Below are 15,711 nucleotides of genomic sequence, written 5' to 3' on the forward strand. Positions count from 1 at the left end.
TGTCACGATCTGGGCCCTCTCAGGCGGTGCATGGAAATAAACGGAACTGTCATTATAGGCACGCTCTCTCGCGAGTCAGGACGCAGGTTCGCCGTCCGTGCGCGATACCGCCTGGCTCGCGCGCCGGAAGGCCCGGCAGAACCCAGGTGTTCTGGGCGATGCCGCCTCAACACGCCTACAATGTCGGTTTTTACGACCTGTCTCAAGGAGCAACCCATGTCGACCGTGACTACCGAATCCGGCCTCAAATACGAAGACCTGACCGAAGGCACCGGCGCCGAAGCGAAAGCCGGTCAAACCGTCAGCGTCCACTACACCGGCTGGCTGACCGACGGCCAGAAGTTCGACTCCAGCAAGGACCGTAACGATCCGTTCGCGTTCGTACTGGGCGGCGGTATGGTGATCAAGGGCTGGGACGAAGGCGTACAGGGCATGAAGGTGGGCGGCGTGCGCAAGCTGACGATTCCGCCGCAACTCGGCTACGGCGTGCGCGGTGCAGGCGGCGTGATTCCGCCGAATGCGACGCTGGTGTTCGAAGTCGAACTGCTCGACGTCTAAGTTTGTAAGGTTGCAGATGAGCCACGCGGCCCTCACCGCCCCCTGCGTTTCGTTGCGCCGTTATGGCGCAGTCGAAGCGTCGGACGTGCACGACTTTCATCAGGTCGTGCTGGGGCTCGACGGCGCCATGGTGATGACCGTGGACGGAATCGGTCAGCAGATCGATTCCGGTTCAGCGTGGCTGATTCCCGCCGGCGCGCAGCATGACTATGCGGGCGTCGGCGAAAACCGTCAGTTGGTGCTCGATTTGCCTGCCGCGTCGCTGGCGGTGCCGGAACGTTTATTCGAGCGGGCGCGGGCGGTAACGGTGGATGCATCGCTGACGCAGCTTGTGCATCGCATCGCCGCCCATGCGACGGGTGGCATACAGACCGCGGACGACCTCAGCAAGCGGCGCTTTCACTGGGATGCCGCCGCGCGTCTGTGCGCGGCCATGCTGGAGGATGCCGGTACGACGCAATCCGCGCGCTTCGATGGGGCGCCCGGCGCCGGTCTCGACTTCGCGCGTATCGACCGCTGGCTGCGCGCGCATTTGTCGGAACCGCTGCGCATTGCCGATCTTGCCGCGCATTGCGGCTTCGGCATGCGGCGTTTTCATCAGTTGTTCATTGAAGCGTTCGGTGAGACGCCGCATCGCTATCTGCAGCGTCTACGGCTCGATATTTCCATCACGTTGCTCGCCGATCCGCGGCGCTCGCTGACCGAGATTGCGCTTGAAGTGGGCTTCGGCGATCAGAGCGCCTATACGCACGCCTTTACGCGGCGTTTCGGCCTCGCGCCGGGCCAATGGCGCGCAGTGCGCCACTGACCCGATTGCGACTTGGGCGGCCGCTTAGGGCTTAGCCAAGAATTAACCCGCCAGACCGCGCGCCAGATCATTGCGGATATCGCCCGCATTCTCCAGCCCAACCGCCAGACGAATCAGCCCTTCCGTGATGCCCGCCGCGGCGCGCGCTTCCGGCGTAATGCGGCCGTGCGTGGTGGTGGCCGGATGAGTGATCGTGGTACGCGTATCACCGAGGTTCCCGGTGATCGAGCAGATCTTCGTGCTATCGATCACACGCCATGCGTTCGCGCGTTGCGCTTCAGGTGTGTCGCCCTTCAGCTCGAACGAGACAATCGCGCCGCCCGCTTTCTGCTGACGTTTCGCAATCTCGTACTGCGGGTGCGACTCCAGGCCCGGATAAAACACACGATTCACAGCGGGATGCGCTTCCAGCCAGCGAGCGATTTCCAGCGCGTTGTCCGACTGCTTTTCGACCCGCAGCGATAACGTTTCCATGCCCTTGAGCAGCACCCAGGCATTGAACGCGGACAAGGTCGGCCCGGCGCTGCGCACGAACGGAAACACCTTCTCCATAATGAACTGCTTCGAGCCGACCAGCGCCCCGCCCAGCACACGGCCCTGGCCGTCGAGGAACTTGGTGGCCGAGTGCATGACGACATCCGCGCCGAGTTTCAGCGGCTGTTGCAGCGCCGGGCTGCAGAAACAGTTGTCGACCACGAACAGTGCATTCGATGCCTTCGCAATCTTGCCGATCGCCTCGATATCCGCGATTTCGGTCAACGGATTCGACGGCGTTTCGAGGAAGAACATCTTTGTCTCGGGCCGCACGGCGTTTTTCCAGGCATCCAGATTGGTCGGATCGACAAACGTGGTCGTAATGCCGAACTTGCTGAAGATCTGCGAGAACATGCCGAGCGTCGAACCGAACAGACTCTGCGAGCTCACGAGGTGATCGCCCGCCTGCAGTGCCGACATCACCACCGACATGATCGCGCTCATGCCCGAGGCCGTCGCCATGCATGCCTCACCGCCTTCGAGCGCGGCCAGACGGTCCTGGAACATCGTGACAGTCGGGTTCGTGAAGCGCGAGTACGTGTAATAGTCTTCGGAATTCTTGAAGCGCTCGGCGGCGTCGGCGGCGCTTGCAAACACAAAGCTCGACGTCAGGAAGATCGCTTCCGAATGCTCGTTGAAGTCGCTGCGCAGCGTGCCCGAGCGGACCGCGAGGGTGTCGAAGTTCAGGGAGTCGTCCATGTTGGTTCTAGTTCCATTTTCCACGTGTGTCACGTGTTGCACGTTTTCCAGACCGGCGCAAAGCGCTCGAGGTTCGCCGTCAGGCTGAACATCGAACGCGCCGGCAACAAAAAAGCCCGCTTTGCGTCGGCATAAGCGGGCTTCATGTGCGGGGGAAAGCTGGAGCGGCGGCGGACAGTTACGACATTTCCACCGTTCGCTTTAGCTGTTTTGGGTTGCCCCGCGTCCGCAAGCTGAGATCAAATCGACGCAAGCCATCATCCTAACACGCGTGGCGCGCGGCGTGCACGGCCGGCACGCGCCACCCTCCTCGATGCGCCTTTACTCCACCGACAACTGCAGATGCAGTTGCGAGCGCGCGGCGCCGCCTTCCAGCGCTTCGCTGGCAGCGTCGCGGTCCGATTGCGCGGACGGGGCGAGACGCGCCGTTTCGATGCGGTCGAGGTACTCGGTCGTCACGTCGCCGGTGATGTAATTGCCGTCGAAGCACGACGCTTCGAATTCCTTGAGCGCCGGGTTGATGTCGCGCACGGCCTGCTTGAGCGCGTCGACGTCCTGGTACACGAGGTGATCCGCGCCAATCATGCGCGCGACTTCGTCATCCGTGCGGCCGTGAGCGACGAGTTCGCCGCGCGTCGGCATGTCGATACCGTAAACGTTCGGGAATTTCACCGGCGGCGCTGCCGAAGCGAAGATCACTTTGTTCGCGCCGGCGTCGCGCGCCATCTGCACGATTTCATGCGAGGTGGTGCCGCGCACGATCGAGTCGTCCACGATCAGCACGTTCTTGCCCTTGAATTCGATGGCCATCGCGTTGAGCTTCTGGCGCACCGACTTCTTGCGCATCGCCTGGCCCGGCATGATGAAGGTGCGGCCCACGTAACGGTTCTTGAAGAAGCCTTCACGGTACTCGACGCCCAGCTTCTTGGCGACCTGCATGGCAGCGGGGCGCGACGAATCGGGAATCGGCATCACCACGTCAATCGGCACATCCGGCAGTTCGCGGCGGATCTTCTCGGCCAGGTAATCGCCCATGCGCAGACGCACGTTGTAGACCGGCACGCCGTCGAGCACCGAGTCCGGACGCGCGAGGTACACGAGTTCGAAGATGCACGGGTTCAGGCTGGCGCTGGGCGCGCATTGCTGCGAATGCAGATTGCCTTCGATGTCGATAAAGACCGCTTCGCCGGGCGCCACATCGCGCACGAACTCGAAGCCGATACCTTCAATCGCCACCGATTCCGACGCCACCATCCATTCGACGCCATGCGCCGTTTCCTGCTTGCCAATGCACAGCGGGCGAATGCCGAACGGGTCGCGGAAAGCAAGCAGGCCGTAACCGGCGATCAGCGAAACGATCGCATACGAGCCGTGCACGCGGCGATGCACGCCCGAGACTGCCTTGAACACGGCAGCCGGGTCGAGTTGCAGGCCGGAGCAGGAGAGCTGCAGTTCATGCGCGAGCACGTTGAGCAGCACTTCGGTGTCGGAGTTGGTGTTGATGTGGCGGCGATCGACGCGGAACATCTCGTCTTTCAGTTGCTGCCAGTTGGTCAGGTTGCCGTTGTGCGCGAGGATGATGCCGAACGGCGCGTTCACGTAGAACGGCTGGGCTTCTTCTTCGCTCGACGCGGAACCGGCCGTCGGATAGCGCACCTGGCCGATACCGCTGGTGCCAGGGAGGCTACGCATGTTGCGCGTGCGGAACACGTCGCGCACCATGCCGTTAGCCTTATGCATGTGGAAATTACTGCCGTTCGCCGTCGCAATGCCTGCTGCGTCCTGACCGCGGTGCTGCAGAAGCAGCAGGCTGTCATAGATCAACTGATTGACCGGGGACTGGGAAACTACGCCTACGATGCCGCACATGGCATGTCCTTCAAAGGTACGAAATTCGTAACGGCGGCCGGTGCCGGGGAAGCATCCGGGTCACGCCGGTGTCCTGCGTGCTTCTGCTTGACCGCCCGCCTCGTCACACGTGGACGTAGGCTGCGAGCGTCTCGGGAAGCAGCGGTTTCAGTTCGTGCACGCCCTGGACCGCGTAGGGCCGCAGCAAGGCGTTGCGCCAGAATTCCTGCTGGGGCAGTTCGGTCAGGCCTGCGAGGGCGACCAGAATCAGCACCAGGATGACCCCGCGGACGAGGCCAAACATCAAACCCAGCGAGCGGTCCACGCCGCTCAAACCGGATGCCTGCACGAGCCGGCTCAGCAGCGCGTTGGCCACACCGACCACCAGCATCACGCCAATCACCAGCAGGGCAAACGCCAGCAGCCATTGAGTCAGGGCGCCGCCGGGCCACTTGGCCGGCATATACGGCACCACATAACCGACGAAATAGCAGGCCACGAAAAACGCCGCCACCCAGCCGATCAGCCCGAATATCTCAGACAAGAACCCGCGCCAGGTGCCCCGCAGGGCCGACAAACCGATCACCGCCATTACAGCGTAGTCGAAGGCAGTGAACATCGCTGACTTACTGCGCCGAGCCGTTGTTCGAACCCGACGTCAGGCCGGCTTCGCGGACCTTCGCGATGGCGTCCGATGCGGCGGCGCGGTCGGCGAACGGGCCCGCGCGCAATAGCGTACGCATCGTGCCGTCGGCCTGCTTCCTACGTTCGGTATATGCGGGCACGCCGGCCGCTTTCAACTTGGCTGCCCAGGTCTTTGCGCTGGCGTCGTCCGGGAACGAACCCAGTTGCACCGCGAAGCGGCTGCCCGGCGGCGAGGCCGGTGTGCCGGAATCGGCATCTGCGGCGGCTGCATCTGTGTTGCCCGGGGTAGCGGTCGTGTTGGCCGCGCTTTGGGTCGGCGCGGGCGTCACTTTCACAGGCCTGGCCGGAGCGGGTGCCGGATTCGCGGCGACGGCGGGCGCTTGCGACTTGCTGCTCTTGCCAGCCTGCGCCGCTGCGGCGGTGGTGCCCTGCTGCGTCGTCGCATTCGCCGTGGCAGGCGCTGCCGGAGCCGGAGCTACGCCGGAAGCCGCGAGGGCGCTGCTCGCGCTATCTGGGGCCGGATTATCGGGTGCGACACCTGCCTGGGTGTCTTCATCGTCGGCAGCCGCTTTGGGAGCCGGACGGTTGGGAATATCGATCGAGATATCGTCAGTAACCGGCTTGGGATGCGAATCCAGCACCATGGGCAGGATCACCACGGCTGCGACCACCATCGCGATGGCGCCAACCAGGCGGCGGCGCGCACGCTGCTTTTCCGGCAGCGTAGGGTCGAGCAACATCGCATCGGCGTCAGGCCGTTCCGTGCGGCGGGTTCGCCGCTCCACGCGCTCGCCACGGGCGGCCCGGGTGGAACCGGTATTTGCGCCACGCCGGGTAGGCGTATCGTCTTTCTTGCCGAACGAGAAAATTCCCATGAATCGCTTGGTTCGAGCTGGCGCCCGTTCAGTGTTGCTGCGATTTACGATAGGCCATTACGCCGGCTACCGTATAGAAACTGCCGAAAACCACGATTCTATCATTCTCCGAGGCGCGTTTTAGCGCGTCTTGAAAAGCCTCGGCTGGCGACGCGAAGCGCGTGACGCTGCTATCCGGGCCATCGGTTACGCCGCACTCGCGCAGGGTCGTTTCGAGAAACTCCGCAGATGCCGCGCGCGGGCTCGGCAGGTCGGTCACGCACCAGTGGGCGACTTCGCCCTTCAGATGCTCGATCACACCCGCGATGTCCTTGTCGTGCATCGCGCCAAAAACCGCGTACGTGTACGGAAAATAGCCCATGTTGCCGAGATTCTGCGCCAGAACCGCAGCGGCATGCGGGTTGTGGCCGACGTCGAGGACCACGGACGGCTTCCCCGGGAGCACTTGGAAGCGGCCCGCCAGTTCGACATTCGCCAGGCCGAGGCGAATGTCCTGCGCAGAGACCGGCAGACGGTCGCGCAAGGCTTCGAGGCCGGCCAGGGCGGCCGAGGTATTGATGAGCTGGTTCGCGCCCCGCAGCGCCGGATACGCAAGCGCCGAGCGGCGCAGCGTGCGGCCCACGTAGCTCCACTGCTGGCGCTCGCTGCCCGCCTGGCCCTCGTAGCGGAAATCGCGGCCGAAGAGCCATAGATCGGCGCCGATAGACTCCGCATGGTCAATCAGGGTCTGCGGCGGCATGGGGTCGGCGCAGATCGCCGGCCTGCCCGCACGGAAGATGCCGGCTTTCTCAAACGCGATCTTCTCGCGCGTATCGCCGAGGTACTCGGTGTGATCGATGTCGATGCTCGTGATGATCGCGCAATCGGCGTCGAGGATATTGACCGCGTCGAGGCGCCCACCGAGGCCCACCTCTAGAATCAGCGCATCCAGCCCACGCGAAGCGAACAGATGCATGATCGCCAGCGTCGTGAATTCGAAGTAGGTCAGCGAGACCGGCTCTGCGAGGCTCAGGCGCGCCGCTTCGACCGCTGCGAAATGCGGCAGCAGATCTGCGTCGCTCGCCACCTCGCCGTTCACCCGCGCCCGCTCGTTGAACGTGAGCAGATGCGGGGACGTGTGGCAGCCCACCCGGTAACCGGCACGCAGCAGGATCGTTTCGAGGATCGCGCACGTCGAGCCCTTGCCGTTGGTGCCGCCTACCGTGATCACCGGACAGTCGAAGGACAGTTGCAGCGCGTCGCGCACCTTGCTGATCCGCGTGAGCCCCATGTCGATACCGACCGGATGCGCGGATTCGAGGTGCGTGAGCCACGCGTCGAGAGTGGGGAATGTGGTCATCGGATACGTCGGTTAAGCGGTGATGCGAGATTACGCGGGAGACCGCGATTATCCTGGAAATGACAGCGCGCCGCTTGATGACCTCTCGCGGCGCGCTGCTTTTTACTCTGTTGTGCTGCTGCCGCGCTTCTGCCATGCCTCTGCCATGCCTCCAGGGCACGGCATCAAGGCTTGTTCGGCGCTGGGCGCTTGCGCTGGCCAGGCCGGCTGACCTGGCTGACTGGCTTTTATGCCCGCCTGCTTAGGCTTAGGCCACCGCGTCAGCCGGCTGGCGCGACATCAGCGCCATCAAACGGGCAATCTCTTCACGCAGCTTACGACGGTCGATGATCATGTCAATCGCGCCCTTTGTCAGCAGGAATTCGGCACGCTGGAATCCTTCCGGCAGTTTTTCGCGCACGGTTTGCTCGATCACGCGCGGGCCGGCAAAGCCGATCAGCGCCTTCGGTTCCGCGATCACCACGTCGCCGAGGAACGCAAAGCTCGCCGAGACGCCGCCCATGGTCGGGTCGGTCAGCACGGAGATGAACGGCAGCTTGGCGTCGGAGAGCTTGGTCAGCATGGCGGTGGTTTTGGCCATCTGCATCAGCGACAACAGGCTTTCCTGCATCCGTGCGCCGCCCGAAGCGGTGAAGCAGATGAACGGCACTTGCTGCTCGAGCGCGTTCTGCGCGCCGCGTGCGAAGCGCTCGCCGACCACCGAACCCATCGAGCCGCCCATGAACGAGAACTCGAAGCAGGCGACCACGCACGGCAGCGTGTGAATCGCGCCGCCCATGACGACCATGGCGTCGGTTTCGTCGGTTTCTTCCATCGCCTCTTTCAGGCGATCCGGGTACTTGCGGCTGTCCTTGAACTTGAGCGCGTCAACCGGCACGATTTCCTGGCCGATTTCGTAGCGGCCTTCCGGATCGAGCAGGCCGTCGAGGCGCTCACGCGCACCAATGCGCATGTGGTGGTCGCACTTCGGGCACACGTGCAGATTGGCCTCGACGTCGTTGCGGTACAGCACCGCTTCGCACGACGGGCACTTGATCCACAGGCCTTCCGGAATCCCTTTACGGTTTTTCGGATCGGTTTGCTTGATTTTGGGCGGCAGCAGCTTGTCGAGCCAGCTCATGTTGATTCCTTCCAGGGTCCTCAGTACGCACGACGGCGGGGACAAAACCCCGCCGCCAAGCCTACAGCAGACAAAAAGTAACGGTTATCGGGCGGTCGCACCAATGCTGTCGAGCGCCTCGCGGATTTCCGCGACGAAACGCGTGAGCGTCTCGGCGGCCGTCTCCGGCGCGGCTTTTTCGAGCAATTGAACGATACGGCTGCCGATCACGACGGCATCGGAGACTTCGGCCACCGAGCGCGCCGTCTGGGCGTCCCGGATGCCAAAACCGACGCCCACCGGCAGGGGGACGCGCGACTTGATGGCCGGGATTTTACCCGCGATGCTGGAAACGTCCAGATTTGCCGCTCCGGTGACCCCCTTGAGCGACACGTAATAGACGTAGCCACTGGCGATTTTGCCCACTTCCGCAATGCGTTCGTCGGTCGAAGTGGGCGCCAGCAGGAAGATCGGATCGATACCGGCAGATCGCATCTTTTCCGCGAAAATCACGGACTCTTCGGGCGGATAGTCCACCACCAGCACACCGTCCACGCCGGCGTCTTTGGCGGCTGCGGCGAATGCTTCAATGCCCATCCGCTCGATCGGGTTGGCGTAGCCCATCAGCACCACCGGCGTCTTGTCATTGCGCTCGCGGAACTGCTTCACATCGGCCAGCACGTGGCGCAGTGAAACGCCATGCGCCAGCGCGCGCTCCGACGACGCCTGGATCACCGGGCCGTCGGCCATCGGATCGGAGAACGGCACGCCGAGTTCGATGACATCCGCGCCGCCCGCGGCCAGCGCGTGCATGAATTCGACGGTGCGAGCCGGGTCCGGATCGCCAGCCGTCATGAACGGGATCAGCCCTTTCTTGCCCTGCGCAGCCAATGCTGCAAACGTGTTCTTGATACGGGACATGGAAATATTCTCGAAAATGGTTAGCTGCGCGTTTGTTGCGGTTCGCTGCTATTTGAGCCATGTTCTTGCGCATTTCGATGCTATTCGGCACCGAAAAGCGCCTGACTCAGGTTTCAGCAGCCACAGACGCCACGGGCGCGACGGTTTCGTTGGGCGCAGCCTGCGCGGCCGCGCTGACGCGTTCGCGCGCTATCGCGCAGTAACTTTCATTGATTTCATAGCCGACGAATTCGCGCTTCTGACGTGCGCAAGCGACTGCGGTAGTGCCGCTGCCCATGAACGGGTCAAGCACGCGGCCGCCCGGCGGGCAGCTCGCGAGCACCATGCGCTCGACGATTTCCAGAGGTTTCTGGGTCGGATGGTCGACGCGTTCGGCGTGTTGCCGATGCAGTCGCGATACCGACCAGACATCCTTCGGATTATAGCCAAGCTCGAGCCACTTGCTGCCCTCGAACAACTTACGCGAACGCGCCTTCTTCGTGGCGGCATCGTACGGGATGCGGACGGGATCGAGATCGAAGTAGTAATCCTTCGACACCGCGAAGAAGCCGATGTTGTCGTGCACGGACGTGAAGCGGCGGGTAGTGCCGCCCATGCTCGGCACGCGCCGGTCCCAGATGATCTCGTTGACCATCGTCAGACGCGTCTTCAGGAAGCAGAAGATTTCCGGCGCGTACTGCCACGTGCAAAAGATATACAGCGAACCGGACGGCTTGAGCTTCGGGATCGCCAGCTCGAGCCAGCTACGCGTCCAGGCGACAAAGTCGTCGCCCGAGCGCATATCGGAGTCGTTGCCGTAGTCTTTGCCGAGCCCATACGGCGGGTCGGCAAGAATCAGGTCGATCGAACCATCCGGCAGGTTCGCCACATCGGTCAGAAAATCGCGGTTCAAGAGCTGGATGCCGGCAGGCACCACGGGTAAAGCAGCGGCAGCGGCAGCCGAAGACGCAGATGCAGGCGCCTCGGCCATTTCGGCCTGGGCCGTCGCGGCGTGAGCCACCGCGGCCTGAGCTGTTTCGGCCGGGGCCATGGTGGCCTCGACCGTCTCCGCTTCGGTGCCGTCGATTGCCGGTTGCGGCTCGTCGAACTCGTCGCGCATCGTCGCGGCGCTCAGAACTTGATACCCGATCGCTCAGCGACCGTGTGCATGTCCTTGTCGCCGCGGCCCGACAGGTTCACCAGAAGGCACTTGTCCTTCGGCAAGGTCGGCGCGAGTTTGGCCGCGTAGGCCAGCGCATGGCTCGATTCGAGCGCCGGAATGATGCCTTCGATCCGGCAGCAGTCGTGGAACGCCTTCAGCGCTTCTTCGTCGGTAATGCCGACGTATTGCGCACGACCGCTTTCGTGCAGCCAGGCGTGCTCGGGGCCGACGCCCGGATAGTCGAGACCTGCCGAAACCGAATGCGTCTCGATGATCTGACCGTTTTCGTCCTGCAGCAGATAGGTGCGGTTGCCGTGCAGCACGCCGGGACTGCCGCCGATCAGCGAGGCCGCGTGGCGACCCGTCTCGAGGCCGTCACCCGCTGCCTCAACACCGATCAACTGCACGTCTTTGTCGTCGATATACGGGTAAAAGATGCCCATCGCGTTCGATCCACCGCCCACGCACGCGATCACCGCATCCGGCTGACGGCCAACCAGTTCAGGCATCTGCACCTTGCACTCGTCGCCGATCACGCGCTGGAAATCGCGCACCATCATCGGATACGGATGCGGACCCGCCACCGTGCCGATGATGTAGAAGGTGTTTTCGACGTTGGTGACCCAGTCGCGCATCGCTTCGTTAAGCGCGTCTTTCAGCGTCTTGGAACCGGACTCGACCGGCACGACGGTGGCGCCGAGCAGTTTCATGCGGTAGACGTTGGCGGCCTGGCGGCGCACGTCTTCCGAGCCCATGTAGACCACGCACTCCATGCCGAAGCGCGCGGCGATGGTCGCGGTAGCCACGCCGTGCTGGCCTGCGCCGGTCTCCGCGATCACGCGCGGCTTGCCCATGCGCTTCGCAAGCAAAGCCTGGCCAATCACGTTGTTGATCTTGTGGGCACCCGTGTGATTCAGGTCCTCACGCTTGAGGAACACCTGAGCACCGCCGAGCAGTTCGCTCCAGCGTTGGGCGTGATAAATGGGGGACGGACGGCCAACGAAATACTTCAGTTCGCGCTCATATTCGGCGACGAACTCGGGGTCTTTCTGGAATTTTTCGTAGGCTTCGCGCAGCTCGTCGAGTGCGTGAACCAGCGTTTCAGCGACGAACACGCCGCCAAATTGGCCGAAATGGCCTCGTTCATCGGGCAAGTTATACATGACGATGTCACTCTTCTCAGTGTGCCGGGCCGCTTCATACGAAGCCGGCTCCGGCGGAATCACTCTGCGTCCGCCGCGCGCACTGCGCGTACGAACGCCGCCATCCGGGCGTGATCTTTGACGCCCTTGGCGCCCGCTACTTCGATGCCGCTCGAGACATCGACCGCGTACGGGCGCACGCGATGAATCGCATCACTGACGTTTTGCGCGTTCAACCCACCACTCAAAACGGCCCGACGCGCGAGCTCTGCTGGAATAAGTGACCAATCGAAAACCTTCCCGCCGCCGCCAAAGCCTTCAACATGGGTGTCGAACAGAAAAGCGCTGGCTGCTGCATAGTTAAGCGCCGATTTTACCAAATCGGCCTGCTGAGTATCAGCCCCAACCCGTAAAGCGCGCAACCAAGGCAAACCCGCAACGCTGGCGAGCGCCTCGCACTGCCGGGGCGTCTCGTCGCCATGGAATTGCAGCATGGTGAGCGGGACATTGCTCACGACCTCGCTCATCCAGTCGGGTGTGGCGTTCGCGAACAGGCCCACCACCGAAACGAAGGGCGGCACGTCGCGCACCAGTTCGAGCGCCTGACCGACGTTGACCGAACGCGGGCTAGGTGGATAGAACACGAGCCCAATCGCGTCCGCGCCGAGGTCGATGGCATGCACCACGTCCTCGGGTCTCGACAAGCCGCACAGCTTGATGCGGGTTCGATGAGGCGCCGCGGCCTGGGTCGCGTCCTGCTGCTGAGGTGCGCCGATAGCGCCCGGCTGGTTCAAGGTGGTCGAATTCATGGTTGCGGTGACTCGGTCCATACGGTACTCCACGGCACGCTGCCCGGCTGCGCAGCGGGCACCGCGAATTCCTGAGGATAGCCCACCTGTGCGAGATACAGGCCGTCGGGCATGAAAGTGGGCGCGGCATGATTGCGGTCGCGGCTTACCAGCACATCGGCCATCCACGCCGCCGGGTAACGCCCTCGCCCGATGGCCACCAGACAGCCCATCAGATTGCGCACCATGTGATGCAGGAACGCGTTGGCGCGAAAGCGGAAGTGAATGAAGTCGCCCTGCTGGCGGATGTCGATCTGGTACAGGTGCTTGACCGGCGTCTTCGCCTGGCATTCCGAGGAGCGGAACGCCGAGAAATCGTGTTCGCCGATCAGATAGGCGGTAGCGGCGCGCATCGCCTCGACGTCGAGCGGCGTATGCACCCAGCCGGCGCGGGCGGCCAGCATGGGCGAGCGCACCGGGTTGACATAGAGCGCGTAGTAATAGGTTCGCTCGAACGCCGAAAAACGCGCATGGAAAGTGTCCGGCATCGGCTTGGCCCACTGGACCGCAACCGTTTTAGGCAGAAACGCGTTGGTGCCGCGTACCCACGAGAAATCCGTGCGGTCGAGCTCGGTGTCGAAATGCACCACCTGGCCCAGACCGTGCACGCCGGTATCCGTGCGGCCGGCCACCACGGTCGGAAGCGGTGTCTGCGCAAACTCGCGCAGCGCCCGTTCGAGCGCGTCCTGAACCGTCTTGCCATGCGGCTGCGACTGCCAGCCGCAAAAGGCCGAGCCGTCGTACTGGATTCCTAGCGCAATTCGCGTCACGGCGGGCATTACGAGAGCGGCGCCAGCGTCGACAGCAGCGCGCGCGCCTGAGTGCGCGTCGCATCGTCGTTCGCTTCGATGACCTCATGGATCAGCGCTCGTGCGCCGGCCAGATCGCCCAGTTCGATGTACTCGGACGCCAGATCGAGCTTGTTGCGCGCAATCCGGACCAGGTCTTGCGGTGTAAAGGTCGGCAATGGCTGTGCGGGGCTCGGCGGCAATTCCAGATCGAAATCCAGGTTCAGCGCACCGAAGCGTGCCGCGCCCAGCCCGGCGACCGCCGCCGCACCCGCCGTACCGGCGGCGATTTCCTCGGCGGCATGGCGGGGTTCGGCGGGCTCCGCCGGGACGGCTTGTCGCGAGGTAATTTCGGGCTCGACGACCGGCTGCGTCGATAGGGAGGCTGGCGGCGTCACCGGAGCGGCGGGCTCGGCGCGCGGCGGCAGGGCCATGTCGAGACTGCCGAAGGCGTCGACGGCGTCGCGGGGGAAGCCGCTCGCCGCGAGAGGTTCGGCCGGGGTGACGGCGGTCGGCGGCTCCGATGGCTGCTCTGCCGGCTGCTCAGGCCACGGCTCGGGGTCGGCGAAGTGCTGCGCGGCAGGTTCGTGCGCGGCCGGATCGATATGCGGCGCGGGCTCGAGTGCTTCGGGCAGCGTCGGCTGCTCCCACTGCGCCTCGTGGTGCGGCGGCGTGGGGGCCGGTTGCTGATCCCATGTGTGGTCGAAGGACGGCTCCACCGGAGCCTGTCCGAAAGACGGCTCGGCTTGCGGCTCGTCATTCGATGCGGTCCCGCCGAAATTGATCTGCGGTTGCGGTGGGTTGTAGCTTTCGAGCGGTTGGAGAGCTTCCTCGGACGGATGGGCCGGGGCATGACTCCATTGGTGCGGCTCGACAGAGGCTTGATGGGCCTCGTGTTCGGCCCCTGGAGCGAACTCTGCCGACGGCGGCAGCGCATCGGAGCCGGGTTCTGCAGACTCGATGTGGCCAGCGGCCGTCGCAGCGTCCTCGATGGGGTGCGGCGCGGAGGTATGCCGACTCTCCGTCTCCCAATTCGGCTCGAATGCGGGGAAGGACGGAAGTTCGGACGAGCCGTGGAGTGCAGCTTCGCCGGCAGCGGCTTCGCGTTCGGCCGATTCTGCTGCTTCACGTTCTGCTGCTTGCTGGGCTGCCGCTTCGCGGGCGGCCGCTTCTTGCGCTGATGCTTCTTGCGCTGCTGCTTCCCGCGCTGCTGCCTCGTGTGCTGCTGCCTCGCGTGCTGCTGCCTCGCGTGCCGCTGCCTCGTGTGCCGCTGCCTCGTGTGCCGCTGCCTCGTGTGCCGCTGCCTCGTGTGCCGCTGCCTCGTGTGCCGCTGCCTCGTGTGCCGCTGCCTCGTGCGCCGCTGCCTCGTGCGCCGCTGCCTCGTGCGCCGCTGCCTCGTGCGCCGCTGCCTCGTGCGCCGCTGCCTCGTGCGCCGCTGCCTCGTGCGCCGCTGCCTCGTGTGCCGCTGCCTCGTGTGCCGCTGCCTCTTTTGCTGCTGCCTCACGTACCGCCGCTTCATGCTCCGCAGCTTCTCGCTCCGCCGCCTCTCGCGCCGCCACTTCGTACGCCACTCCACCAGTCACAGCCGCCTCTGGTGCCGGGTACGGAGCGGCAGCGGGGGGCTCATGAGCACCCGCATCCTCGTGCGGCGCCACGTTATCCCGCGCCATCACGGTTTCAGGGGGCGCCATCTCCTCAGCTTGCGGCGTAACGGCCGTCGCCTCTACGCGACTCTTCCGCCGGCGCATTCCCAAGGCGGCCAACAAGGCAACCGCAGCAGCGCCAATTGCCGCAGCAAAGCCGATATTCACCGGCGACAGCTCGAAGCCGCCAGCGGCAGCATGTGAGTTCGCCGCTGCGGCGTTGCCTTGCAACCCGGAGCCGGCGGACGCACCGCTTTGGCCAGCCGCCGGCGCCGCGGCACCCACCTGGGAAGGCTGTGCGGGCTTGCCGCCGATGCCGTGCTTCTGCAACTCCATCAGCACGCGGCTTTTGAGGGCCAGCAATTGCTGCAAACTGGAGACCTGAGCCGGAGCCTGCGCAACCGGCGCGGCAGCGGATGGCGACGCCGACGCACCCGCGGCCGGCGCACTCGCTGAAGACTGGATCGCCCCCGTCCATACATGCGCGCCGCTTGCTGCCGATGCCGGCACCGCAGCGGACCCGGATGCAGCCGCCGCGTCGGCGGGCGAAGAGGCCGCGCCCGTCACAGCACCGGTGGCAATCGTGGCAGATGCGGTGGCAGATGCGGTAGCACTTGCGCTGCCGGACACCGGCGCACTGGCGACGGCGCCTGCGGTCGCCGAACTCGCCTGCAGCGGCGCGCTTGCCATCGCGGCGAAAGCCGGAGCGGCGTGCGCAGCGGCACTGGCAGCATTCGCCTGCACGGCAGCAGGCTGCGACGCCGCGCCAAGCGCAGCCGCCGCACTACCGGTCGCACTACCGGTCGCGCCACCGGCCACACTC

General features: G+C 64.5%; 14 protein-coding genes. 2 read left to right on the forward strand and 12 right to left on the reverse strand.

Translation table 11 applies throughout. The features are described from left to right. Positions 1 to 216 precede the first annotated feature (216 nt). Both FFS45_RS32015 and FFS45_RS32020 read left to right on the forward strand, forming a co-directional pair. Positions 217 to 558: an FKBP-type peptidyl-prolyl cis-trans isomerase gene (locus FFS45_RS32015; protein WP_090693236.1), complete on the forward strand. Its 342-nt coding sequence runs from the start codon at positions 217 to 219 to the stop codon at positions 556 to 558. 16 nt (positions 559 to 574) lie between these two features. After that, a complete protein-coding gene (locus FFS45_RS32020; RefSeq protein WP_137958649.1) occupies positions 575 to 1,366 on the forward strand; it encodes an AraC family transcriptional regulator in 792 nt (263 codons plus the stop codon). A 42-nt stretch (positions 1,367 to 1,408) separates the two neighbouring features. Here FFS45_RS32020 and FFS45_RS32025 read toward each other — a convergent pair whose 3' ends face one another. The 12 genes from FFS45_RS32025 to FFS45_RS32080 all read right to left on the reverse strand — a co-directional run. Continuing rightward, the gene (locus tag FFS45_RS32025) at positions 1,409 to 2,599 is read right to left on the reverse strand and encodes an O-succinylhomoserine sulfhydrylase (RefSeq protein WP_137958650.1); all 1,191 of its coding nucleotides are present in this window, start codon (positions 2,597 to 2,599) and stop codon (positions 1,409 to 1,411) included. Between the two features lie 321 nt (positions 2,600 to 2,920). Continuing rightward, positions 2,921 to 4,468, reverse strand: a complete 1,548-nt coding sequence (purF, locus tag FFS45_RS32030) for an amidophosphoribosyltransferase (RefSeq protein WP_137958651.1) — start codon at positions 4,466 to 4,468, stop codon at positions 2,921 to 2,923. A gap of 103 nt (positions 4,469 to 4,571) precedes the next feature. Next, a complete protein-coding gene (locus FFS45_RS32035) occupies positions 4,572 to 5,066 on the reverse strand; it encodes a CvpA family protein (RefSeq protein WP_137958652.1) in 495 nt (164 codons plus the stop codon). 7 nt (positions 5,067 to 5,073) lie between these two features. Beyond that, positions 5,074 to 5,967 (reverse strand): SPOR domain-containing protein, encoded by an 894-nt coding sequence (locus FFS45_RS32040; protein ID WP_137958653.1) that lies wholly within the window; start codon positions 5,965 to 5,967, stop codon positions 5,074 to 5,076. Positions 5,968 to 5,995: 28 nt separating this feature from the next. Next, positions 5,996 to 7,306 carry a bifunctional tetrahydrofolate synthase/dihydrofolate synthase gene (gene folC, locus FFS45_RS32045; RefSeq protein WP_137958654.1) on the reverse strand — a complete coding sequence of 437 codons (1,311 nt, stop codon included), beginning with the start codon at positions 7,304 to 7,306 and terminating at the stop codon, positions 5,996 to 5,998. Between the two features lie 247 nt (positions 7,307 to 7,553). Beyond that, positions 7,554 to 8,426 (reverse strand): acetyl-CoA carboxylase, carboxyltransferase subunit beta, encoded by an 873-nt coding sequence (accD, locus tag FFS45_RS32050; RefSeq protein WP_137958655.1) that lies wholly within the window; start codon positions 8,424 to 8,426, stop codon positions 7,554 to 7,556. Positions 8,427 to 8,510: 84 nt separating this feature from the next. After that, positions 8,511 to 9,326 (reverse strand): tryptophan synthase subunit alpha, encoded by an 816-nt coding sequence (gene trpA, locus FFS45_RS32055; RefSeq protein WP_137958656.1) that lies wholly within the window; start codon positions 9,324 to 9,326, stop codon positions 8,511 to 8,513. Positions 9,327 to 9,432: 106 nt separating this feature from the next. Further along, positions 9,433 to 10,425, reverse strand: coding sequence for a site-specific DNA-methyltransferase (locus tag FFS45_RS32060; RefSeq protein WP_137958657.1), 993 nt, complete (start codon positions 10,423 to 10,425; stop codon positions 9,433 to 9,435). Positions 10,426 to 10,436: 11 nt separating this feature from the next. Next, positions 10,437 to 11,630: a tryptophan synthase subunit beta gene (trpB, locus tag FFS45_RS32065; RefSeq protein WP_137958658.1), complete on the reverse strand. Its 1,194-nt coding sequence runs from the start codon at positions 11,628 to 11,630 to the stop codon at positions 10,437 to 10,439. A 59-nt stretch (positions 11,631 to 11,689) separates the two neighbouring features. After that, a complete protein-coding gene (locus tag FFS45_RS32070; RefSeq protein ID WP_137958659.1) occupies positions 11,690 to 12,439 on the reverse strand; it encodes a phosphoribosylanthranilate isomerase in 750 nt (249 codons plus the stop codon). Continuing rightward, positions 12,415 to 13,236: a tRNA pseudouridine(38-40) synthase TruA gene (gene truA / locus FFS45_RS32075; RefSeq protein ID WP_171029810.1), complete on the reverse strand. Its 822-nt coding sequence runs from the start codon at positions 13,234 to 13,236 to the stop codon at positions 12,415 to 12,417. The genes FFS45_RS32070 and truA overlap by 25 nt, the downstream gene beginning before the upstream one ends. Further along, positions 13,236 to 15,711: FimV/HubP family polar landmark protein (locus FFS45_RS32080; protein WP_137958660.1), on the reverse strand; the 2,476-nt coding region annotated here is incomplete at its 5' end. The genes truA and FFS45_RS32080, both read right to left, overlap by 1 nt.

Origin of the sequence: Burkholderia sp. 4M9327F10 (assembly GCF_005503145.1) — a bacterium.
Taxonomy (GTDB): Bacteria; Pseudomonadota; Gammaproteobacteria; order Burkholderiales; family Burkholderiaceae; genus Paraburkholderia.